The 23,353-nt window shown below is 46.3% G+C and carries 23 protein-coding genes; 7 read left to right on the forward strand and 16 right to left on the reverse strand.

Features of this window, described 5'->3' with window-relative positions; all coding sequences use genetic code 11:
- Positions 1–7: 7 nt before the first annotated feature.
- The 7 genes from CPY98_RS17490 to CPY98_RS17520 all read right to left on the reverse strand — a co-directional run bounded on the left by CPY98_RS17490 (position 8) and on the right by CPY98_RS17520 (position 4,948).
- Positions 8–1,120 carry a DgaE family pyridoxal phosphate-dependent ammonia lyase gene (locus CPY98_RS17490; protein WP_038502481.1) on the reverse strand — a complete coding sequence of 371 codons (1,113 nt, stop codon included), beginning with the start codon at positions 1,118–1,120 and terminating at the stop codon, positions 8–10.
- The gene (locus tag CPY98_RS17495) at positions 1,110–2,243 is read right to left on the reverse strand and encodes an amidohydrolase/deacetylase family metallohydrolase (RefSeq protein ID WP_096388506.1); all 1,134 of its coding nucleotides are present in this window, start codon (positions 2,241–2,243) and stop codon (positions 1,110–1,112) included. The genes CPY98_RS17490 and CPY98_RS17495 overlap by 11 nt, the downstream gene beginning before the upstream one ends.
- A 76-nt stretch (positions 2,244–2,319) precedes the next feature.
- On the reverse strand, positions 2,320–2,967 hold the full coding sequence (locus CPY98_RS17500) for a DUF4310 family protein (protein WP_025801114.1): 648 nt from the start codon (positions 2,965–2,967) through the stop codon (positions 2,320–2,322).
- Positions 2,968–2,985: 18 nt separating this feature from the next.
- A complete protein-coding gene (locus CPY98_RS17505; protein WP_025801113.1) occupies positions 2,986–3,762 on the reverse strand; it encodes a DUF4311 domain-containing protein in 777 nt (258 codons plus the stop codon).
- Between the two features lie 170 nt (positions 3,763–3,932).
- Entirely contained in the window at positions 3,933–4,232 is a 300-nt protein-coding gene (locus CPY98_RS17510) for a DUF4312 family protein (RefSeq protein ID WP_025801112.1), read from the reverse strand.
- A 3-nt stretch (positions 4,233–4,235) separates the two neighbouring features.
- Positions 4,236–4,598: a glycine-rich SFCGS family protein gene (locus CPY98_RS17515; RefSeq protein ID WP_040047142.1), complete on the reverse strand. Its 363-nt coding sequence runs from the start codon at positions 4,596–4,598 to the stop codon at positions 4,236–4,238.
- A 2-nt stretch (positions 4,599–4,600) separates the two neighbouring features.
- Positions 4,601–4,948, reverse strand: coding sequence for a transcriptional regulator (locus CPY98_RS17520; protein ID WP_096388507.1), 348 nt, complete (start codon positions 4,946–4,948; stop codon positions 4,601–4,603).
- Between the two features lie 429 nt (positions 4,949–5,377).
- Between CPY98_RS17520 and rnk the strand changes: the two genes are divergently transcribed.
- A complete protein-coding gene (gene rnk, locus CPY98_RS17525; RefSeq protein ID WP_025801109.1) occupies positions 5,378–5,788 on the forward strand; it encodes a nucleoside diphosphate kinase regulator in 411 nt (136 codons plus the stop codon).
- A gap of 157 nt (positions 5,789–5,945) precedes the next feature.
- Entirely contained in the window at positions 5,946–7,037 is a 1,092-nt protein-coding gene (locus tag CPY98_RS17530; protein WP_096388508.1) for a transglutaminase-like domain-containing protein, read from the forward strand.
- A gap of 61 nt (positions 7,038–7,098) precedes the next feature.
- On the opposite strand, the gene CPY98_RS17535 is transcribed toward CPY98_RS17530, so the two are convergent.
- From CPY98_RS17535 to pmbA, 3 genes are all read right to left on the reverse strand, one after another.
- Positions 7,099–7,599, reverse strand: a complete 501-nt coding sequence (locus CPY98_RS17535) for a cytochrome b/b6 domain-containing protein (RefSeq protein ID WP_226930203.1) — start codon at positions 7,597–7,599, stop codon at positions 7,099–7,101.
- Positions 7,600–7,613: 14 nt separating this feature from the next.
- Positions 7,614–8,006, reverse strand: coding sequence for a cytochrome b562 (gene cybC, locus CPY98_RS17540; protein WP_025801106.1), 393 nt, complete (start codon positions 8,004–8,006; stop codon positions 7,614–7,616).
- A gap of 236 nt (positions 8,007–8,242) precedes the next feature.
- The gene (gene pmbA / locus CPY98_RS17545; protein WP_025801105.1) at positions 8,243–9,583 is read right to left on the reverse strand and encodes a metalloprotease PmbA; all 1,341 of its coding nucleotides are present in this window, start codon (positions 9,581–9,583) and stop codon (positions 8,243–8,245) included.
- A gap of 188 nt (positions 9,584–9,771) precedes the next feature.
- Here pmbA and yjgA point away from each other — a divergent pair, with 188 nt between their 5' ends.
- A complete protein-coding gene (yjgA, locus tag CPY98_RS17550) occupies positions 9,772–10,329 on the forward strand; it encodes a ribosome biogenesis factor YjgA (RefSeq protein ID WP_025801104.1) in 558 nt (185 codons plus the stop codon).
- A gap of 83 nt (positions 10,330–10,412) precedes the next feature.
- Here the strand turns inward: yjgA and CPY98_RS17555 are convergent, their stop codons facing one another.
- From CPY98_RS17555 to CPY98_RS17570, 4 genes are all read right to left on the reverse strand, one after another.
- Positions 10,413–10,691, reverse strand: coding sequence for a barstar family protein (locus CPY98_RS17555; protein WP_043489253.1), 279 nt, complete (start codon positions 10,689–10,691; stop codon positions 10,413–10,415).
- Positions 10,692–10,696: 5 nt separating this feature from the next.
- Positions 10,697–11,155, reverse strand: coding sequence for a ribonuclease domain-containing protein (locus tag CPY98_RS17560; protein ID WP_046448664.1), 459 nt, complete (start codon positions 11,153–11,155; stop codon positions 10,697–10,699).
- 256 nt (positions 11,156–11,411) lie between these two features.
- On the reverse strand, positions 11,412–12,872 hold the full coding sequence (locus tag CPY98_RS17565) for an NAD-dependent succinate-semialdehyde dehydrogenase (protein ID WP_227743349.1): 1,461 nt from the start codon (positions 12,870–12,872) through the stop codon (positions 11,412–11,414).
- 213 nt (positions 12,873–13,085) lie between these two features.
- Positions 13,086–13,400, reverse strand: a complete 315-nt coding sequence (locus CPY98_RS17570; protein WP_025801100.1) for an HdeA/HdeB family chaperone — start codon at positions 13,398–13,400, stop codon at positions 13,086–13,088.
- Positions 13,401–14,110: 710 nt separating this feature from the next.
- On the opposite strand from CPY98_RS17570, the gene hha reads away from it, so the two are divergent.
- From hha to glsA, 4 genes are all read left to right on the forward strand, one after another.
- Positions 14,111–14,320, forward strand: coding sequence for a hemolysin expression modulator Hha (gene hha / locus CPY98_RS17575; protein ID WP_025801099.1), 210 nt, complete (start codon positions 14,111–14,113; stop codon positions 14,318–14,320).
- Positions 14,321–14,547: 227 nt separating this feature from the next.
- Positions 14,548–15,948 (forward strand): glutamate decarboxylase, encoded by a 1,401-nt coding sequence (locus CPY98_RS17580; RefSeq protein ID WP_025801098.1) that lies wholly within the window; start codon positions 14,548–14,550, stop codon positions 15,946–15,948.
- A gap of 152 nt (positions 15,949–16,100) precedes the next feature.
- The gene (gadC, locus tag CPY98_RS17585; protein ID WP_096388511.1) at positions 16,101–17,648 is read left to right on the forward strand and encodes a glutamate:gamma-aminobutyrate antiporter; all 1,548 of its coding nucleotides are present in this window, start codon (positions 16,101–16,103) and stop codon (positions 17,646–17,648) included.
- 104 nt (positions 17,649–17,752) lie between these two features.
- The gene (glsA, locus tag CPY98_RS17590) at positions 17,753–18,691 is read left to right on the forward strand and encodes a glutaminase A (RefSeq protein WP_096388512.1); all 939 of its coding nucleotides are present in this window, start codon (positions 17,753–17,755) and stop codon (positions 18,689–18,691) included.
- A gap of 129 nt (positions 18,692–18,820) precedes the next feature.
- Here glsA and CPY98_RS17595 read toward each other — a convergent pair whose 3' ends face one another.
- Positions 18,821–22,426, reverse strand: coding sequence for a transporter substrate-binding domain-containing protein (locus CPY98_RS17595; RefSeq protein WP_231899425.1), 3,606 nt, complete (start codon positions 22,424–22,426; stop codon positions 18,821–18,823).
- A complete protein-coding gene (gene evgA / locus CPY98_RS17600; RefSeq protein WP_025801094.1) occupies positions 22,419–23,033 on the reverse strand; it encodes an acid-sensing system DNA-binding response regulator EvgA in 615 nt (204 codons plus the stop codon). The genes CPY98_RS17595 and evgA overlap by 8 nt, the downstream gene beginning before the upstream one ends.
- Between the last annotated feature and the right edge of the window lie 320 nt (positions 23,034–23,353).

Below are 23,353 nucleotides of genomic sequence, written 5' to 3' on the forward strand. Positions count from 1 at the left end.
CCCTTAATTAGAACAATGCTTTAATACACTGGTAAACGGTATGCAGCTGCTCGGCGCTAACGCTACGCACATCCACTTCGATTTTTCCTTCGTTAGCCTTATAGCCACGGAAATAAATCGCGGGATCGCCGTTCTTCAAACGGTCAACGATCTCCTGCGTGCTGATCCCCAGCGCCGCATGATCGAACGCGATTTCAGTGCGCGCAATATCGCGACCGGCGCTGTCCCAAACGACTTTGGCCTGTACGCCGTTAAGTGAGTTCAGATTCTCGATAAACGCCGTCATTTTTTCGACCATCTGCTGGCCGCTCTCTTTTTCAAGCGTCATATAGCTGGCGATGGCCTGAGTCAGGCCAAGAATGCCCTCTTTACCCACTTTCATCGCACGCCCAATCCCATTGGACTGCAGCTTCACCCACTCAACATACTGCTGCTTACCGATCACCAAACCACTGGTTGGGCCTTCAATCGCCTTAGCACCGCTATAAATCACCAGATCGGCACCCATATGGTAATAGCACTGCAAATCCTCTTCCGCCGCCGCATCAACAATAAGCGGTAGCTGGTGAGCTTTCGCGACTTCAGCGGCCTGTGCCACATTCAGCATGCTTTTCTGCACACAGTGATGGGATTTGATATACAGAATAGCGGCCGTATTGGGCGTAATCGCCGCAGCCAGCTGTGCTGGAGAGCATTCATTGGCATATCCCGCCTCGCGCAGCGTACCACCGCCCAATTGCACCATGGTGCCCACCGGCGCACCAAAGTTCACGTTATGGCCTTTTGGCACCACGATCTCGCTGGGTACATCATGCGGATGCGCATGCAGGTTTTCCAAACGATACAGATTATCTTTAACGATTACCGCAGCCACCGACTGAGCGATCCCCGCAGAAGCGCAAGACACCACCACCGCATCTTCCACGCCAAGCAAATCAGCAATATAGCGACCGGTTTTATTCACCAAATCTTTGACTTCAAAATAGTGATTCAGGCCAAAATTGACGGCTTCGACCACGTCTTCGCGCGGCGTCGACACGCCCAAAATGGTCATACGGCCTGAAGTATTGATCACCGTTTTCAGGTTATATTTCTGGTAGATAGACTGATTAGAAGACATTTCTGGATTCTCCATCCTGAGTAAGCATTGGCTGCCCTGCCACAACGGCGGCCAGCGGCAGGATTAGGGTTTGCCCGCTCCTGCTTTGTTGTTCTGAGTCTGCAAAAACCTGCGCCTGTTCAACCACATCAAAAATCGTAAAGTCAGCGTCGCAGCCCACGGCTAAGCGGCCTTTATTTGGCAAACGCAGCGCCTGTGCGGCATTGGCGGTGACGCAGTTAATGATGTGTGGCAACGAGAGTCCCACCAGCAGGAATTTAGACATCACGTAGGCCAGGCTATAAACCGGCCCCTTAATACGATTTTTACAGTAGATATCAGAGCTAATGGTGTGCGGATAAATCCCCTGCGCGATAGCCACTTCAGCCACATCAAAACTAAAGCTGGCGCTACCGTGCCCAACATCGAGTAAAACACCGCGATCCAACGCGCGCTTCACGGCGCTGCGTAACTCCCCTTCTGGGGTCAGAATGCGGTTCGGTTTACCGTTATAGCAATGGGTAATGATGTCACCCTGAGTGAGTAAATCGGCAATGTCATCGAGGTTGGGTGGATTGTTACCAATGTGCACCATCAGCGGTAAACCGCCGTTGTTGGCCTGAATTTCTTTGGCGCGAACCAGTGGTTGGATCCCGTTTTGCTGTACTACGCTGCTGCTCATTCGCGCCTTAATACCGACCACAAAGCCTTGATGCGCCCGAATTGCCTTATGCGCCAGCGCATCATCAATATCATTCATATCTCCCAGCTCATTTTGGCGCAACAGACCAATGCGAGAGATGTTCAGAAAGGCAAACACGTTGGTTTTAGCACTACGGGTTAGGCGATAAAACTCATCGATGTCATCAGCGCCGGTGCTTCCCGCATCAACAACGGAGGTCACGCCGCTGGAAACACCCACCAGATCGGGCTCATCGTTATAAATGGGAGAGGAGGGATAACAGTGGGTATGGGAATCAATCCAGCCTGCGCTGAGGAAATATCTGCCTTGCAGATCGAGTGTTTTAGCCGCCGTCGCGTTATGTTCCAGCGAGCCTAACGCCGCAATTTTTCCCTCTTTGACAGCAATATCCATCACGCTGCCGTCAGCACATTTTCCCTGTTTAATGATTAAATCGTACATCGCACACCTTCTTACTTCTTAGTTCAGGTGAAGAGTGTCCCGCGCCATGGCGCGGGCATTGAGGAGATTTAAATAGTTAAATCGCGACTGGGAAAATTGAGCCAAAAATCATGGCACCCAGAATTGCACCACCGGTGATCGGTTTCTGCCAGAGATAGAACAGCAGAGCGCCAATCAGTGAGCCGATACCGATAGGAATGGACGCGGTAATCGCAGACAGAATAATCAACGGCCCCAAAAAGCGACCGGAAGCATTCCCCGCGCCCATCATGACGTCAGCACCGTAGGTGGAGTTGCTCTGATTGATGGTAAATTTTCGTGCCAAAATAATCAGGTAGCCAATCGCTAAACCAATGGCCAAGCCAGTTGCCAGCGAAGCACCAAAGTTCTCTACCGGATAAGCAAAGCCGGCCCCGAGTAGCAATGCAGGAACCCCCAAACCAACGCCGGTTTGGATAGCGCCGCCGATATCCAGAATCCCCACCAGAGAACCTTCGATAATACGGGCAAACAGGAAGCTCGCCCCGAATGCCGCGACCGCACCGTAAGAACCCGTATCGATACCCGCACGCAGCATAGAAACAAACGCCACTTCGTTAAATGCGCCGATGCCATACAGGTAGTACATATGTGTACCGGCGAACACACCGGCAGAGAGCAAGCCAACAAAGATCGGGAATGACCAGTCGGCGTACCAGAAGTTATTCTTTAATTTCTCGTCCATTATCTGTACTCCGCCTGATTATTTGCCGCTAAGGGTGTTGTGGATTTGGTCTAACCAGAACGGCACACCAAGATGGAAGGACTCCAGCATTTTCATGTCGAAGCCACGGAAGAACCCGCTCAGCACGAACAGCAGCACGATAACCGCCATCATGATCTTAGTGACCTTGTTCCAACCGCTCTCTTCCACGCCTTTACCAATCAGGATGCCCAATACCAAACCTGGTACGGCGTTCCCCATGATAAGCTGCGCCAAACCACCGAAAATCGTGGCCCAGAAGCCAGAGCGACGTCCTGCATCAATGGCGGCTAACCAGAAAATTACTGGCATCACGGTATTCACCAGCAGATTCGCCGCAGGCACCAACACTTTAACGGCGGTAATTTGCAGCGCGGCAGGTACCGCTGAAGCCGTTGAGTTCAGGAAGGCAACCACAATCACACCGATGATGCCGCAGGCAATCGCCATCTTTTTAGGGTCATGCATGGTGGTGGCTAAGTCGCGGTTTTTCATCAGCAATACGGCAGCACCCCAGTTAGGGATGATGCGGTGATCGACGTCCTGCGTGAATGCACCGGCGGCAACGGAAGATGCCCAGGCGTTAAAGAAGAAGCCCAAGCCAAAAGAGAAATGCGAAGCCGGATCGCCCTCGCAGGAGTTCAACTCACCTAACGTACGGAACGCCCCCATACCCTGAACCGTGGGAGCATGAAACATTCGCGCAGCCCCTGCGCCAACCCCCACGCCAACCAATCCGCCGATAATAATCGACTTCAGGAGGATAATTAGAAACATCAGCATATTCCTTATAATGTTATATACCCTTCACCTTTCAAACTGCCGCTTTTGGCATGTATGCTGAAAAGGATGGAGTACAGGAGAACATTAAATAATTAATATTCTCCTATTGTGATAATACACTGGAGTGGTTATACCCCTATTATATTTGGCACGGGGCCAAGTATTTAGGGCATTAATTTAAAATCAATTTTATCGGTATCGACCGTCGTCATATTCACCGTAACGTCGATGGTTACAGAATAGAGGTATTTCTTTCTTGGCAAGAAAAAGAAAAGAAACTTTTCGGTCGTTATTTTCTCTTCTGCCTTTATAACTTTAATATCGACTGGTTCAATTCTCAGGAATACTTTTTTGGACTCCCGCAGTAATGCACCCTGAACGCTACTTAAAGCGGCGGCAAAAGCTTTTTGCTTGGTATCACTTTTACCACTGACGGTTACCGTCGTCGTGATATTTTCTTTCATAAATTAGCAACCGTATTTTTTGGCATACGCTTCAACTAATCTCTGGCCTAACTCTTCTTTATCCATAAAGCCAAAACCCAGCACGTTGTAGCCTTCATTAATTGCGGTTACACCTTCTTCAACTGAACGCATACCGTATTTTGCTTTATAGCCATGCTTAGTTTGAGCCGTAATTGCACCAGCGCCGCCGCTGCCGCAGAAAGAGATCCCCAGGTTCGCTTCTTCTTTCTTCATCACGTCGCCCAGCTTCATATCAGCCGCAACCCCTGGGATGACAACCGCAACACCGCCAGCAGCTTCGACACCCTGTCCAACTTTCTGACCTTTACCCAGACGATCACCAATTACCACCTTAATTGCAGTCATGATTATTCTCCCGTTACACAACTTAATTCGTTTTCTTTAGCCACTTCAAAGTGGACAGATAATAAATGCGCTTCTTCATAGGCCAGATTATTAAACCAGCTAACAACCTGCTCTGCTAAATTTAGCGATAAAGGTGAAATTTCATCGAAGAGAGAAATATCAACTTCAGGTAATGCTTCACCCGTATGAGAACGTAACACCATGGCTTTGACGTGCGAAAATAACATCTGCTTTTGCACATCATTAGGATAAATGCCTTTATCCGTAAGCAGGTCGACAACTTTTTCAAGCGTCGTATTCGTTTCTGATTTTACTATTTTCTCATCCACTGAGAGTTGTTGTTCTGCCACGCCTTCTCTCCCCTATTATTCATTTCAACCGGAGCATTATCTCTGTTGATGTTTGTACCCTACAGCGGATAAATAAAAGTGAGCAGAGGGTCTTTTTCCAATTCAAACTGGAAATTAATGCCAAAAACCATTTCCAGTTCAAATTTCGTTTAAAGTTCGACAGTGGAAAATATTTTATTCCCTGATTTATCAGGAAAAAACAGTTGAGAGGTTATAAACCCGGATAGATTTTGATACTATCAAAGAGTCGGATATAGACTGTCCGATTCGTGATACAGCTCACTTTTAAAAATCTGGCAAGCTATCTATTATCACGTTATAGAAATCTGAATAACTCTGAACCCTTGCGCTTACGGGCGCGAGGGTTTTCTTTTGACACAAGACAACAAGAACAGGAGAGCCTCCTGTCTACCTTACATGGAGAGAACTATGTCACGACCAGCCATTATTCTGAACGAACTCGATGCTGCCCGCTTAGACACGCTGCTCGAGCAGCCCGCTTTCGCCAGCCTGCCGGTCGCTGAAGCATTAAACAATGAGCTTGATCGCGCTGAAATGCTCAGCCCTGCAAACATGCCAGCTGACGTGGTGACCATGAACAGCCGGGTTAAATTCCGCGACCTCTCTTCCAAAGAAGAACACGTGCGCACGCTGGTTTATCCTGCCAGCCTGAAAGACAGCGCAACTCAGCTGTCGGTCATGGCACCTATCGGCGCAGCATTACTCGGCTTACGCGTGGGCGATGCTATTACATGGGAACTGCCGAACGGCCAGAAAACCCATATCGAAGTCTTGGAATTACAGTATCAGCCAGAAGCGGCCGGTGAATATCATCGTTAATCATCACCATCCGTAATCATATTTAACGGGTAAAATATCTCTCTCACCTCGCTGGGTTAGCGGTTGGCTTCAGGCAAACAGAAACGGCGGATGAAAATAGGGAAGCCACATCGAACTCGCTGGCTTCCTTTTCCTACAACATCAACTTGGGAAATTCATGAACAGACGTCGTTTTCTCCGCCTCAGCGCTGCCGTTCCTTTCATTGCCTCGGCCCTTATGGGCGTTAGCCACGCTAACGCAGCAAATGAAACCAAAGACTGGAACCATTATCGCGTCACAACACAGGTTGATATTCCAGCAACCAACGAAGCGGTGCAGCTGTGGCTGCCATTGCCCGCTACCCGCTTAGGCGACTATCAACGCGCTCAAACGCCACACTGGAAGGTGTCAGACGATGGCAAGGCCAAGCTGATGCTGATAAAGCCGTACAACAGCCTAGTACTGCATGTCACTTGGCCTACCACAGCCAACCAGCATAGCGTGACCATGACGCAAAGCGTGAGCACTCGCAATCGCCATATCGACCTTAAAACGCCTCCAGCCAATCCCATCAAGTTAACAGCAGAAGAAATGGCGCTCTATTTGCAGCCAACGCGCTATTTACCAACCGACGGCATCGTGGCTAAAACAGCCAATAAAATCATTCAAGGACGCGGCGAAAACAACATCGATCGCGCCAAAATGATCTATGACTGGGTGGTGGCCAATACCCAACGAGATCCCAAAACGCTGGGCTGCGGCGACGGCAACGTTAAGCAAATGCTCGACAGCGGCAACCTGTCTGGCAAATGTGCCGACATCAATGCGCTGTTTGTGGCGCTAGCACGCTCGGTTGGGATTCCAGCTCGCGATGCCTACGGCGTGCGTTTGGGCAAGTCAGACATGGGCTTTAACAGCCTAGGCAAAGATGGCGACATCACCAAAGCTCAGCACTGCCGCGCCGAGTTTTATATGGAAGGTTATGGTTGGATCCCGGTCGATCCGGCGGATGTGCGTAAAGTGATGCTGGAAGAGCAAGCCGGTGGACTACCGTTTAGCGATCCAAAGGTACAAAAAGCCAACGACTGGATGTTTGGCGGTTGGGAGATGAACTGGATGGCCTATAACCATGCCCATGACCTCAAACTGCCAGGCACCCAAGATCAGGCGGCCTACCTGATGTATCCACAGGCACAGGTCGGGGATAAAAAACTGGATAGTTTGAAACCAGACACATTTAAATACTCGATTAACAGCGTGAAACTTTAATCGTCGCGCAACGCCAATCCTCTCCTCACGCGAAGAGAGGGTTGGACGTTTACCAAATCGATTACCGCTTACCCGGCAACATGGCGCGCACCAAGTCCTTACGCAGCCAAATCGACATCACAATCACCGCCACAATATGTACACAAACCAGCGCCGTGACCGCGTTCACTAACCAATAATGCCAATCATCGACCGGATAGAGATCGATGAAATCCGTATCTTGTGCCCAGCCGGTGAGGGCAACTAGCGGCAACAAGATCCAGAACAGCCAAATCCCAATAGCACCTAGCGGATTATGGTGTAGCTCGGATGGGGAAGTTCGCGTTTTCAACTCGCGAAAATGGTTCTTCAGAGATGAAGGCGTTGGAACAATCGCAGACAAACGCGCGGGGCCTTTAGCGAACGTCAGCCCCCACAGCAAGCGCAGGATCACCAGACCTGCCACGACAAGCCCAATTCCCTGATGCCAATCGCTGCCCGGCTTGGTGACATGCAGGCGGTTAAGCAAAAAGCCCAACGCGACGCCCCAATGCGTGACGCGCACTACACTGTCCCAACGCATCCCTCGCGCCATTATTACTTGTACTTCTTATGGTAAGCGTTTCGCGTATCTTTAAATTTCTCAGCGGCAGCTTTAGCCTGCTCAAACTGGCCAGCATCAGCGAGTTTCTCAGCATCGTTGATTTGCCCAATGAGAATATCTAACCCATGGCGAAAATCAGTCATTTTCGCGCCATCAGCAGGCTCTTTTTCCAGCTTAGGCGGAGTGCCTTTTTGTGCCTCTTGAGCCCCTGCCTTCATACCTTCCAGCGCTTTCTTAAACTCTTGCGGGTTATCCGTCTTTAACGCGGTTTTATAGTTGCTGGCGATGGTATCCATAGCATCACCCACATCTTCTCCAGCTGCATAGGCTAAAGAACTCCCCATCAACATTGCCGCACTTGCCAATACCAGTAATGTTTTACGCATCTTATTTTATCCTTACGTATTGATAACATTTGCTCACGTTTATCAACATAGAGAGTAGGGGCGGGATGTGCAAGATATGAAAGAGGAATTTACGTTTATTGACGGGGTATCAACATCTCTGCGGATGACTGACCCCCTCCCAACCTCCCCCTTCGCAGGGGGAGGAGCCGATCGTGATTCTTACAGACTACACAGAACAGTCCCCTCCCCTGCAAAGGGGAGGGTTAGGGTGGGGTCTATTCCCCCGCGATCTTCATCGCTTCCAGCAGCGCCGAGCCGCACTGGATATTGCTGCGTAGTTCGATGTCATCGCCCATGGTGACTAGGTTCGACCACATGTCTTTCAGGTTACCGGCAATCGTCACTTCGCTGACTGGGTACTGAATTTCACCATTCTCAACCCAGAAACCCGCCGCTCCGCGAGAATAATCACCGGTTACGCCGCTCACGCCTTGCCCCATCAGCTCTGTCACTAAGAAGCCGGTGCCCATTTTCTTCAGCATATCCTCAAAGCCCAAACCTTGGCCCGCAATACGCCAGTTATGAATACCACCCGCGTGTCCGGTGCTTTGCATACCCAGCTTACGCGCTGAATAGCTGGTCATCAGCCAAGTCTGTAACACACCATTTTCGACAATGTTACGTTCCACGGTGCGCACACCTTCGCTGTCAAACGGCGTTGAGGCCATTCCTTTCAGCAGATGCGGCTGTTCATTGATGGTCAGCCATTCAGGCAAAATCTGCTTACCAAGGCTATCGAGTAAGAAAGTTGATTTGCGATAAACGCTGCTGCCGCTAATCGCGCCCACGAGATGACCAAATAGCCCCGTAGCCACTTCCGCTGCAAACATGATCGGCGCTTCCATAGTCGGCAGGCGACGCGGCGCTAAACGTGAAAGCGTACGGCGAGCGCACTCTTCACCAACCCATTCCGGCGTTTTCAGCTCGTTGATATCACGCGCAATGGTGTATGCATAATCGCGTTCCATATCACCTTCATGCTCGGCAATTACGCAACTAGAAAGCGAATGACGGCTGGAGCTATAGCTTTGCAGCATACCGTGGCTGTTACCAAAAACTTTGATGCCATAGTGGCTGTTAAAGCTGCCGCCTTCGGTATTCGTAATACGCGGGTCAAACTGCAAAGAAGCTTGCTCAGCACGTGCTGCTAATTCAATACCGCGCTCCGCATCCAGCTCTGCTGGGTGGAACAGATCAAGATCCGGCGCATCAAACGCCAGCAGCTCTTTATCTGCTGGGCCAGCAAACGGATCGGGAGAGGTGTAACGTGCAATATCCAGCGCGGCCTGCACGGTGCGGGCAATCGCATCAGGGCTCAGGTCGGTCGACGACGCGCTACCTTTACGCTGCTGGTGATAAACGGTGATGCCTAAAGCACCATCGCTGTTAAATTCAACATTTTCAACTTCGCCAAAACGGGTGCTAATACTGATACCGGTGGTTTTGGTGACGGCCACTTCGGCGGCATCGGCGCCGACTTTAGCCAGTTCCAACGCCTGTGCAACCGCGTTTTCCAGCGTCTTGCGTTGTTCTGCAACCTGAGTGATTACTTTCATCAATCTGCCATAATTATCAGAAATGGATTAAACCACCGGCGCAATCATCGCCGTAGGCCGTTATGATAGGCACCTTAACGTGCCTGTTTCTAAAGCTTAGCTAGTTCTGAGTTTATCAGGAACTGAGATCAATTTCGCACAATCGCTACAACCTGATAGGATTAGCGTCTTTTTTTAAGGAATCAGATATGCAGAAGCATCCAGACGAAGACTGGTTAGACGAAGTACCCGAAAACGACATTGATAAAGACGAAGACGACGAGATCATCTGGGTCAGCAAAAGCGAGATCAAACGCGATGCGGAAGCCTTGAAAGATCTTGGCGCAGAGCTGGTTGATCTCGGCAAAAACGCGCTGGATAAAATTCCGTTGGACGTCGATCTGCGTGCTGCCATTGAACTGGCGCAGCGCATTAAAAAAGAAGGCCGCCGCCGCCAGCTACAGCTGATTGGTAAAATGCTGCGTCAACGCGACCCAGAGCCAATCCAAACTGCGCTAGATAAACTCAACAACCGCCACAACCAGCAGGTCGCTCTGTTCCATAAACTGGAACAAATTCGTGACCGTTTGATTGATGAAGGCGATGACGTGATTGCGGTTGTCTTGGATCTCTATCCACAAGCCGATCGTCAGCAGCTACGTTCGCTGATCCGCAATGCGAAGAAAGAGAAAGCGACTAATAAGCCGCCTAAGTCAGCCCGCCAGATTTTCCAATATCTGCGCGAACTGTCTGAAGAAAGCGAGTAATGGCGCCCCTGCCAGTGCATCTTTCAGCTCAGCGGATTACCGCTTGAAGGGTGCACTGTTGCAGACGTCGTTATACGTGCGCCCTAAAGGGCTTTTTCTGCCGTATTAAAACGTAATGCCCCTTCCAGCTCCTCTTCGGCTTCTTCAAAAAGCAGAACCAGCGCGGCAAAGCGACGTTTTTTATGGCCGTTAAAATTCACGAACTCAATTTCTACCGGTAATTTGATGCCCGCCGTCACCACATCCCAGAGCGCATCAAGGTTGTTGCCAAACTCACTATCAAGAGAAAATGCTTGGCTAAACTGATGGTAAAATGCCGGAAGATCGGCAATATGATTAAAATCGAACTTAACTTTATTCATGCTGATCACTCCATTTTAGTAAAGTTGCGATAGTGATCTCGCGTTACGTAAATCAGCCCATCATTAGAGTAGATCAACCGATCGGCCTGCCGACGCCCACAACGGTAATTAATATCAGCTTCTCGCCACACCCGCTTAGCTTTTTGGGGTAGGCGTTTTTCACGATTCGAAAAACGATCGCCGCCAATCGCTTTGCCAGGGAGCACACTACATAAATTCCCCGCGCTAGGCTCCCACCCTTCCGCTCTGGCCTGTTTTTTCGTGATGTAAAAACTAGGCAATCGTTGATGTTCGCGTAAGTAGCTGATAACACGATCCTGTTTGGTGAGCTGCTCAATATCTTCTGACGTCGAGGCTGATTGCTCTTCATTGCTGCTACTGCTGCTGGCGGCCTGACTATTAAGAAATGCCACCCCGCTCAATGCCAGAATAATCAGTAATCCTGTCCACAAACGCTTTGCCATACATCCTCACCCAACCATTACATAAAAGATCTAACTAAAAATAATTGCGAAAAATGAAGCACAGATGAAACCCACATTTTTATTTTAGGCCGCTTGATCCACGTGATTACGCAGAACTGAAAAATCAGCCTCGTACTTATCATAATCGCAGAATAGGGAAACACCAGTAGGTATGGACTGAACAAATAGGAAAATAGCGTAGAGTTTGTCTTATAAGGGCGAAATACGTAAACACACGCAGTTCGCCCGTTAGGATTTAGAGGTTACCGAGGTGCAACGTTTTCACTTCCATAAACTCTTCCAGACCCAGCGTGGAGCCCTCACGGCCCAGTCCAGACTCTTTCACCCCGCCAAATGGCGCGAGCTCCGTTGAGACCGAGCATTCATTAATGCCGATCATCCCGCTTTCCAATAATTCGGATACGCGGAACACGCGCGAAAGATTCTGAGTATAGAAATAGGCCGCTAAACCAAACGGCGTATCGTTGGCGCGTTTGATCACTTCATCTTCAGTTTTGAAACGGTAGCAAGCAGCAACCGGGCCGAAGGTTTCTTCCGATGCCATCAGCATGTCTTCGTTAGCTTCAGCAATCAGCGTTGGTTGGAAGAAATTGCCGCCCAGCGCATGGCGCTGACCACCTACAATCACTTTCCCGCCGTTTTCTAGGGCATCTTTGACGTGTTGTTCCACTTTATCCACGCCCTTCTCGCTGACCAACGGGCCAACATTCACGCCGTCGTCCATGCCGTTGCCCACTTTCAGCTTACGTATTTCATCCGCCAAACGACTAACAAACGTATCGTAAATGCTGTCGTGCAGATAAATACGGTTGATGCAGACGCACACTTGACCTGCATTGCGGAACTTATTCGCCATCACACCTTTAATTGCAGCATCTAAATCAGCGTCTTCAAAAACGATGAAAGGCGCATTGCCTCCCAACTCCATTGACACCTTTTTCATGGTTTCAGCGGCATTACGCACCAAGGTTTTACCTACGCCCGTTGAGCCGGTAAACGAAATTTTACGCACGTCTTTGCTGGCCATAATCACGTCGCTGATAGCCAGCGTATCCCCCGAAACTGCGTTCAACACGCCATCTGGAACACCGGCTTTCTGCGCCAGCGCCAGCAGTGCAAAGGCACACAGCGGAGTTTCATTGGCAGGTTTAATCAAACCGGTACAGCCCGCTGCAAGAGCAGGGCCTAATTTGCGGGTTAACATCGCTAACGGGAAGTTCCACGGCGTAATCGCCGCCACTACCCCAACAGGTTCACGCGTCGCCCATATGCGCGAACCCGGTTTCACCGGTGGGATGATCTCACCGTTGGCACGCTTGGCTTCTTCAGCGAACCACTGAATAAAACTAGCGGCATAATCCACCTCACCCAACGCTTCTTTCAGCGGCTTACCCTGCTCTGCCACCATCAGTTCGGCTAAAAATGGCTTATTTTCAACAATCAGATGATACCAATTCTGTAGGATTTCAGAGCGTTGCTTGGCCGTCGTTTTACGCCATGCAGGTAATGCTTCACTAGCTGCGCGAATCGCGGCCTGAGTCTCTTTTAGCCCTGCATTGGCGACTTTAGCTACCACTTCACCTGTTGCAGGGTTAGTGACTTCATAGGTATTCGAGGCGTCCTGCCATTGACCAGCAACAAAGAAGCCGGTTTTAAAGAATTCATTTTTCTTAAGTTTTTCGTGTAATGGGTTCACTTCTGCCTCCAGAATCGCCGCGATGCTCACAAATGAGGTTCACTGTGAGTGGTAAAAAAAATGCACACCGAAGAGTATAGAGGAAGATTTTTGAGGTGGAGATAAGAAGTCGATGAATTTTAACCGGTGCTAGCGACATTCCTTATTTTAGTCAAGGAACGTTATTATTCGCCAAGCGTAAGAAATCTTAGCGCTTGGCATTAGATTTAAATCTTAGTGCGCAACTAAATCCTGCAATTTGTTTTTAAACTCATAGACTTTTTTGTCTTGGTTTTTCTTACAGAATTCAACCATAGGCGGCACAGCAATAACGGCTGATTCACGCAAAGAAACAGAGTCACCGCCTTTATAGTCGGTGACATCATCAAGCATAAAGAAGGCAATCGGAGCCATAGCTTTAGGATTTAGATCGAGAAATTCTTTGCAGCTCATATTTTTAGGTGTCATATCTACATTAGCAGCAAAAGTTGAGCTCAGGGGAATAAACAATGCAGCAGAGAGCGTGGCAATAAGAATTGATTTCTTCATAAAAACCTCAGTGAGTTAATGATGAGTTATTGATGAAAGAACAATACATTTTAAAATTATAAATTCAAATCAATAAAACAGTCTGTTTACATAAAGTTTATAAACCATTAATTAGATGTGGCATAAATAGATAAAAAAAATATAATTTACAACTAATACTTTATGAGTTATCTGACGAGTGTAATCCACAACCTACGCCTTTCTAGCGCCCGCCCTATAGACGATATCACCTCAGATACCTATCATATTCACTGTAACGCCAAGACACTATAAAAAAACCTGATTTAAGTTAATGTATTTCATTAACCTCTAATAAAAATAAATTCATCGTAACCAGTTGCCAAAACATGCGTATCACTACATTAGAACTGTACGCTAACGTATATGATAAACCTGTTAAATAACGCAAAGGTATTTTGTGAAGATTATATATATTTTTATTATCGGTATTATGTGCATACCCGCCCTACATTCAGACCATGAACATGGCATGCAAAAATCATCAATTACCTATTTAATTCATAAGGTTAACATAAAGGATACCACAAAGAGCATTATGAATAGCCCATTGTTAAATAATAGAAAATGCTTCACACTGACGTTGATATGTTCAACAAAACATATACACTAAAGATATTTCAACTCACGAAATAATTGCCTCTATACAAATCACCGCATAATTAAAGAAATGAAGTTTGAGCGCCATTAACATGAAGAAAACAAAACAAGATTGGCTATTACAGCTTCGCCGCTGTACATGCAAGGACACACTAGAAAAAGTTATTGAAGCTAATAATTATAAACTCAGCAAAAACGACCTTATCATTTTCTACTCTGCGGCCGATCATCGACTCGCTGAAATAACAATGAATAAACTCTACGACAAAATCCCTGCCTGTGTCTGGTCATTTGTAAGATAGCGGCTACCTGTATACATAAAACTTAAAGCAAAGGCAGCATCCTACACTTGTAGGAAAATGACTTCATTTCTCCCACCTCATCTAACATCGTTAAAAATATTACTCTCGAGGTTAAAACAAGAACACCTTCGTTGATAAAACTGAGAGCAATAATAATGTTTAATCATGTAACTAGAGTGAATCTAGCATCTAGCTTAAATATGACGTCAATCTTTTAGAGGTGATACATGAATAATAAACAAACGCTGAAATGCAATGATGGACTAGACGATGTTTACGCTTCCATTGAGTTAGCATCCTCATTACCAAAAACAAAATTCCCAGCTCAAGAACATGACCCTCGTAATATTTTTAACGCAGTGCGTGATGAATTAATGTTAGACGGCAACTCTCGTCAAAATTTGGCAACCTTTTGCCAAACCTGGGTTGATGAAGAGATTCGTGATCTGATGGATTTATCAATTGATAAAAACATGATTGATAAAGATGAATATCCACAGACTGCCGAAATTGAAACTCGCTGTGTTCACATGCTAGCCGATCTTTGGAACTCTCCAACACCTGAAACGACGCTAGGCTGCTCTACTATTGGCTCATCAGAAGCCGCCATGCTGGGTGGATTAGCGCTTAAGTGGCAGTGGCGCAAAAAGCGTGCGGCCTTAGGCCTATCGACTGATAAACCGAACCTAATCTGCGGCCCAGTACAGATTTGCTGGCATAAATTTGCCCGTTATTTTGATGTTGAACTGCGTGAAATCCCGCTGCAAGGCGACCGCCTCATTATGAGCCCAGAAGAAGTCCTGAAGCGCGTCGACGAAAATACGATTGGTGTAGTCCCCACGCTCGGCGTTACTTTCACGTGCCAATATGAACCGGTAAAACAGGTTCACGATGCCCTCGACCAGTTGCAGAAAGAAACGGGTCTGGATATCCCAATGCACATTGATGGCGCAAGTGGCGGTTTCTTAGCCCCATTCTGCGCACCCGATCTTGAATGGGATTTCCGCCTACCTCGCGTAAAATCCATTAATGCTTCCGGCCACAAATTCGGCCTTGCTCCGCTCGGGACTGGCTGGGTGATTTGGCGTGAAGCGGCTGACCTACCACAAGAACTTATTTTCAACGTTAATTATCTTGGCGGCGACATGCCAACCTTCGCGCTGAATTTCTCGCGCCCAGGCGGCCAAATTATTGCGCAGTATTACAACTTCTTGCGTTTAGGCCGCGAAGGCTATGCCAAAATTCACAATGCCTGTTATTCAACGGCCCAATACTTAGCCCAAGAAATTGAAAAACTGGGCCCATTCGAAATGATCTTTGATGGTGATTGCGAAAAAGGCATCCCTGCACTTGCTTGGAAGCTGAAAGATAACGCCTCAACAAATGGCTATACCTTGTACGATTTGGCTGACAGACTACGCAGCCGTGGTTGGCAGGTGCCAGCCTATTCCATGCCGGCTGAGCGTGAAGACCTCGTGGTTCAACGCATCCTCGTCCGACATGGCGTTAGCCGCGACCTCGGTAGCTTATTGATTGATGATATGAAACGGGCACTTGATTATTTCGAAAAACACCCAGTGAGCCATGCTCTATCAGCAAAAGAAGCCGGTGGATTTAACCACGGTTAAATTTTATTAGTTTTTCCTATGATTATTTAATCAATAACTTTATTAGATTTATATAATCTAGGCCTCCCTATATTTAATAGACAACAGCTGCCCTTTCATAACTATATTCCGTAAGGAATAGAGAGGGTAATTGTTGTTTCAAGGAAATAACAATGGCGAATATAAAAGCCTCACCGGTGACAAACCAATTATCGTTATTAGGCTTCTTTGCTATAACGGCATCAATGGTTATGGCTGTATATGAATATCCCACTTTTGCAACTTCAGGATTTAGCTTAGTCTTCTTTCTGCTGCTCGGTGGTATTTTATGGTTTATTCCTGTAGGCCTGTGTGCCGCAGAAATGGCCACAGTTGAAGGCTGGGAAGAAGGCGGCGTTTTTACTTGGGTATCTAAGACTCTCGGCGAGCGATGGGGGTTTGCCGCAATCTCATTTGGGTATCTGCAAATTGCAGTAGGCTTTATCCCGATGCTATATTTTATTTTAGGTGCTTTATCTTTCATCCTAAAATGGCCAGCGCTCAATGAAGATCCGATAACAAAAACCATTGCTGGATTAATTATCCTCTGGGCATTAGCGATTACTCAGTTCAGCGGCACAAAATACACCGCTCGCATTGCAAAAATCGGTTTCTTTGCGGGTATTTTACTACCTGCACTCATTCTGGTTGTTTTGGCCATTAGCTATTTAGCAAGTGGTGCACCGTTACAGATTGAAATGAGCACAACGACCTTCTTCCCTGATTTCACACAAATCGGAACCTTGGTTGTATTTGTTGCCTTCATTCTGAGCTACATGGGCGTTGAAGCGTCAGCAACGCACGTCAACGAAATGAAAAACCCAGGTCGTGATTACCCTATTGCGATGATACTGCTGATGATTGCCGCTATTTGCTTAAGCTCAATCGGCGGACTTTCTGTTGCTTCCGTTATCCCACATAATGACATTAACCTGTCTAGCGGTGTCGTCCAGACATTCAACGTGCTAATTTCCCATTACGGCCCCGGCTTCGAATGGGCGACTCGTATCATTGCTGCACTGCTGATGCTGGGTGTTTTAGCCGAAGTCGCGTCTTGGATCGTCGGGCCTTCACGCGGTATGTTTGTCACCGCACAAAAGGGCATACTTCCTAAAAGCTTTGCGAAAGTGAACAAGAACGGCGTACCTGTTGCATTAGTGATTTCTCAATTGGCTATTACGACCATTGCGTTAACTATTCTGACGAACACCGGTGGCGGCAGCAATATGTCGTTCCTAATCGCATTGTCATTAACAGTGGTTATATATCTCTGCAGCTATTTCATGTTGTTCTTGGGTTATATTCAATTAATCCGTAAACAGCCTGAGAAAAAGCGTGCTTTCCATATCCCTGGCGGCAAGAATTTCAAAATTCTGATTGCTGTTGTTGGGCTAGCAATTTCAATCCTTGCCTTCATTGTTTCATTCTTCCCGCCAAGTTCATTACCAGGCGGTGAGGCAAATGATGTTTACGTTGAACTGTTGGTTGTTAGTTTCCTGATTGTATTGTCCATACCTTTCATCGTTTATGCATTGCATACCAAGAAAGGGAAAACAACCAATGCGACCCTAGTACCTATCAAGTCTCACAACGCGCCAGAGGGGCATTTCTTCATGCATCCACGCGCACGTTCAACACATCATTTTGTTGTTGGCAGCGAAAAGAAAATTGATAGTAAATAGTTAGCATTTCTCCTCAGAAACAAAAGCCCCCTGAAACGCCTAATTATTCATTAGGCGTTTCTTACTCTTTAGAGACTAAAATATTTCACAGTAGGGTTAACTTTATGACCATGATTCTAAATAATGTACAAGATGCATTAGTGAACGCCTATTCCCAATTCTCACTGCTCGAGGGCGGGGAAAACGCAAACTATATTCCTTATTTAGCAAGTATCCCAAATAACGTCTCATCAATGGCTATTGTCACCGTTGATGGCGATATTTTGTCTCAGGGAGATTCTGACTTCCGGTTTGCTTTAGAGTCTATTTCAAAAGTATGTTCGCTTGCCTTAGCACTCGAAGACGTAGGACCAGCAGAGGTGCAAAACAAAATTGGAGCCGATCCGACGGGGCTAACCTTTAATTCAGTGATTGCGTTGGAATTGCATAACGGAAAACCCTTATCGCCATTGGTTAACGCGGGTGCTATGTCTACCGTTAGCCTCCTTAAAGCAAACAGCAGCGAACATCGATGGGAGCGTATTCTCGATATTCAGCAACGGCTAGCCGGCGCGCCGATTTCATTGTGCGAAGAACTTAATCACTCAGAGCAAACCACTAACTTTCATAATAGAGCCATTGCATGGCTGCTTTATTCTGCCGATGCCATGTATTGTGATCCCATGGAGGCCTGTGATGTATATACCCGTCAGTGCTCAACACTGGTTAATACCGTTGAGCTTGCGACGATGGCGGCCACCTTTGCCGCTGGCGGTATAAATCCAATGACACAGAAAAAAGTATTAACCGCAGCGAATATTCCTTTCCTGCTTGCTGAAATGACCATGGAAGGAATGTATGGAAGCTCTGGCGATTGGGCTTATACCGTTGGCTTGCCTGCAAAAAGCGGCGTCGGTGGAGGGATTTTAACGGTAGTTCCGGGTGTGATGGGAATTGCGGCATTCTCTCCACCGCTTGATGCCATGGGTAACAGCGTGCGAGGCCAAAAAATGACAGCTGCCTTCACTCAGCAATTGGGTTATAACCTGTATAAAAATCGCTAAAATCCAACGCCGCTGTTTCGCTCGCTCAATAGATAAATCGGCTGAAACAGATGAAAGAACTTGATGGCTCCATCTTCTCTCTAAATTTTGACGATTTCGATGGAGCCATTTATTTTACATAAACATTAATCATGTCGGTGAAAAACTATTAATCGCCTCTCTTAAACGATTTAGCTCAACCTCAAGCAGTTTCATTCCATGTTCAATGGCTGAATCATCAGTCTGAACCACTAAATAGTTCTCTAACTTTTCGGCTAGTTCCTGTAATTTCGCCGCACCAAGAATTTGGGCAGTGCCATTAATACGATGCATATGCATTTTGAATGCAGTCCAATCACCGGCCATTTTAGCCTCCTGCGCAGCAAGATAATCTTTATTATTTTCTTGCTGAGACTGTTCCAACATCTGCTGCATTAATTTTGGATCATTTAATGCCAGCGATCGTAGCGTCGCAATATCAATAATTTCGTCTAGCTGGTAAGTCATATTTATCGTTCCCACAGAGGCCAATGCAGAAGCCAATTGTTGTAAATTAATCGGTTTGAAAAGGCATGCGTTCATACCAATTGCAAGGCATCGATCTTTTTCCTGCGTTTGGGCATTTGCGGTTAAGCCCCAAATAACGATATCACTATCAAAACTTCGAATATGACGGGTCAAAGTCACCCCATCCATATTCGGCATATTGACATCCGTTATTACCAAGTCATAGCTATTTTCATTTATCAGTATCAGCGCGTCATTTCCATCACTCGCCTCATCGACTTTATATCCCAGCGTATCTAATTGACGACGCAGCAGCAGACGGTTAACCGGATGATCGTCAACGATCAATATTTTTAGTTTCTTGGCAGGATATACCGCGGGCTGCAGTTCAACCGAGCTAATCATCGCTTCATGAGATACCGCCGTGACCAGATCGATCGTCATCGTTGTCCCTTGTCCAACCTGACTCACCAGCCCCAGCTTTCCATTCATGCGCGTCACTAACTCTCGGCAAATCAAAAGCCCTAACCCAGAGCCTGTCTGCCGTTTACCCGTTTCAGTTTGACTGTAGGGTTTAAAGAGCCGTTCCTGATCTTCTTGGCTAATGCCCGCCCCAGTATCTGTCACTCGTAAAATCAGCTGGGTTTGGCCAGAACGCGTGGCGATGGACTCTGCACTGACCTCAACACCACCGTGTTCTGTGAATTTTATAGCATTGCTTAGCAGATTGGAGAGCAATTGCTTGGTTGCCTGAGGATCTAGACGTAAATATTCCCCTTTGACCAGTCGATTAACAAAGGTGAGTTTGAGCTGTTTCTGCTTGGCAAGACCTTCAAATCCTCTCATCACCGTCGTAATCAGCACATCGAGATTGACCCAATCTGGAGATAATTCAAAGCTCCCAGATTCGATTTTATTCATATCTAAAATGTCGCCGATCAATCCTAGTAATGACTGAGCCGTGGCGTAAGCCAGCGAAATAGACTCTTTATCTTCTTCAGGGCTTTGGTTATGTAGCGCCAGTAATTCAAGGAATCCCATTACCGCACTGACTGGCGTGCGAATCTCATGGCTCATGCTGGCTAAGAAGGTGCTTTTCGCCTCATTAGCCTGGATTGCTTTGTCTTTTTCAGTTTGCAATGCACTGAGCAACTGTCGGGATTCCGTCACATCTTGCCACCCACAAATTAGCGTTGGCATAACGTTGTCAGACGGCATAACACAAAGCGTAATCCAATGAATAATATGGCGATCCTCTCGACCATTGTTCAGCATAATGCTGTGCTCAATAACCTTATCCGGGATCAGACCATGTTGAATGTCTCGGTTGAGAACCGAAAAAATATCAGACAGTGGGTTACGACTATCAAACAAAGATGTAGAGGTCACATTTTTCTGGTCAGTTGAAAAAAACGACATAAAAGCACTGTTATAGCTTTGAACTTCACCATCGAGAGAAATGGTATAAACCGGTATGGGGATCGAATTAGATAATGTTTTTCTAAAGCTGAGTTGATTCTCTAAATCCGCCTGAGATTGTTTTCTCATACGAACTTCCCGTGATAGGTATCCACCCCATAACAAGAAACTCAAAATAATAAAAATAGACAGCGTAATGACAATATAAAATTGCTTGTTATATAGATGCCAAGTGTCAATTTTTATATCTGGTAGCTTAACCCATTTTGAGGAAATAAATAATATCGATTTTGGCGGGATATTATCTAACGCTTTATTCAATATCTGCTTTAACTCTTGATCTCCACGCGGGATAGCAAAACTGACTAAAGCCGGCGCTTCATCCGCCATGATCTCATATTTGAGTTGATTTGGATAATAGTGGTCTATCATGTAACGAGCGGTTAGCTGCGTTGATATGACAGCATCAACTTTTCCCTCAGCCAAAAGATTGAGTCCAATGCTGGTATTTTCGACCTGCACAATCTTGATCCCTGGATATTTGGTAGGCAATTTTTCCGTAAGTATATGCATAGTAGTCACTGCTACTTTCATACCCGGCAACAGCTCAGCTTTGCTAGAAGAAACTCTCACTACGATAGCAAAAGGCGTCGTAATAATGGGATGAGTAAATGAAATTAACTCCTCACGGCTAGGACTATATGTTGCCGTAGGGAGTATATTCCAATCACCGTTTAGCATTTTATCAACCATTTCGGTATTGGAATTAGCCGTCACCGTTTCAAACTCTAAGCCCGTCTGCAAATGAATAAGATTGAGGATATCGCCTGTCACACCTCTGATTTCATTATTCTCATCCAAGAGTGTAAACGGCGCATAATACGGATTAATTAATACTTTAAGTTTGGGATGTTTCTCTAACCAACGCTGTTCCTGAGGGGTTAGTGATAAAGGTTTCGTCAAAAGCGCAGGATTACCGCTCTCTAGCCACGGCTGAGAGATATGATTAGTAATAGGATTTGTCAATCCTGCTAAAAAATTATTAATAATAGGGATTAGAGGCGATTGCGTATCTAGAGCGATAAACTGATTATGTATCGGTGATGTACGCCAGAATTTTATAATACTTAATGACTGATGGAAATCACGCATTATAGTCGTGCCACTGGCAAGATTATTACCAATGAAATAGTTGCTTTTTCCGTTATATAACGAGGCGAGCGCTTGATACGCAGTCTCATAGTGAAGAATTTTAGCATTCGGAAATGAAGCTTTTACAAACTGTTCGCTAGGATAACCCTCTGCAATAGCAATGGTTACCGGACTATCCGTATGTAGCGGTTGCATAACATTTTTTTGCGTGGTGACTAAGGCTGGATAGGCGCTTACCATTGGCAAAGATGCAATAAATGGTGCCACGGCATTAAAATTTGTTCTAAGCGAAGTCAGCACTAGATCAGCTTTACCTGTTTTGACTGCATTCAAAGCAAACTCTTCGCTTTCATAGCGGTCAATTTTAACGTTGATACCCAACGCTCTCTGCAACAAAGACAGATATTCAGCATTCATCCCACGGAAACGACCAGAGGAACTATCCAACATCAGCGGTGGCGACTCAGGGGAATAGACAGCCACAACTAAGGTTTTTTTCTTCGCCAGCCACAACTGCTCAGCAGTGCTCAATTTGAGATTAGGGAGCATGGGCCCGCTATTACTGAAAATCTCAAGCCTTATGGGTTCTTTACCAGCAATTGCACCCTGAGCAACGAATAGCGTTCCAATGAAAAACAGAGTAAATCTGAGCAAGCGTTGCAGCATAAAATCAGCCAATTTTATTTCTATTTGATAAATTAAATAATTCCATCAGTGACTTACACTCCAGTTTTTCCATTAGACGACTTTTGTAGGTGCTTACTGTTTTGCTGCTAATATTCATCTCAGTAGCAATATGCATGTTATCCACGCCATTTAAAATATAGCGCATAACTTTGATTTCTTGTGTTGATAAGGAATCCAGCTTTTCTTGCTCTGACGTTAACTTACCAACAAAGCTATCCAATGAAAAAGGAAAATAACTATAGCCATTACGCGCAGCCTTTACCGCCGCCACAATATTAGACATGCCCTTTTTCTTGCTCACAAACGCGTTTGCCCCAGCATCAGCGCTACGCTTGCCATAGAAGCGATCGTTTTTAGCAGAAACCACCACGATAATGCAGCTATTTTGCTGTCGTCTTAGCTTCTCGACAACTTCGATTCCGCTCAGAACAGGGATATCAATATCGACCACGACAATATCTGGCTGCATTTCTTTAATGACCTGCAGAGCTTCCGCGCCATCTCCTGATTCAGCAATCACGTTGATGTCATCATTTTCCAGCAAATTTCTGATTGCCACTCTCGCCAGAGGATGATCGTCTATAATTATAGCGCTCAACTTGTTATTTTCACTCAACATTGCTACCTCAAAAATAAACCGTACTGTATTGATAAATATAGAGGAAAACCTCAACAGCGATTTCAGCAATGGCGAAGGCCATAACGTTTTTCGTGATGAGAGCCCTATCACTTTTATTGATGTAGACAACCTTGAACACGCCTTATCGGCTCCAGCTTTGCGAGGGAGGGTTCATTGATTGCAAACAAGAAGCACGCTACAACGTCATCTTATAAACAAAAGAATAGTAATATGTTCTCGATAGCGCGAATGTAGAATTGAGTTGATTATATGCTAATAAAATAAACAGTAGCTAAATG

Source organism: Hafnia sp. CBA7124 (assembly GCF_002355555.1).
GTDB classification, from domain to species: domain Bacteria; phylum Pseudomonadota; class Gammaproteobacteria; order Enterobacterales; family Enterobacteriaceae; genus Hafnia; species Hafnia alvei.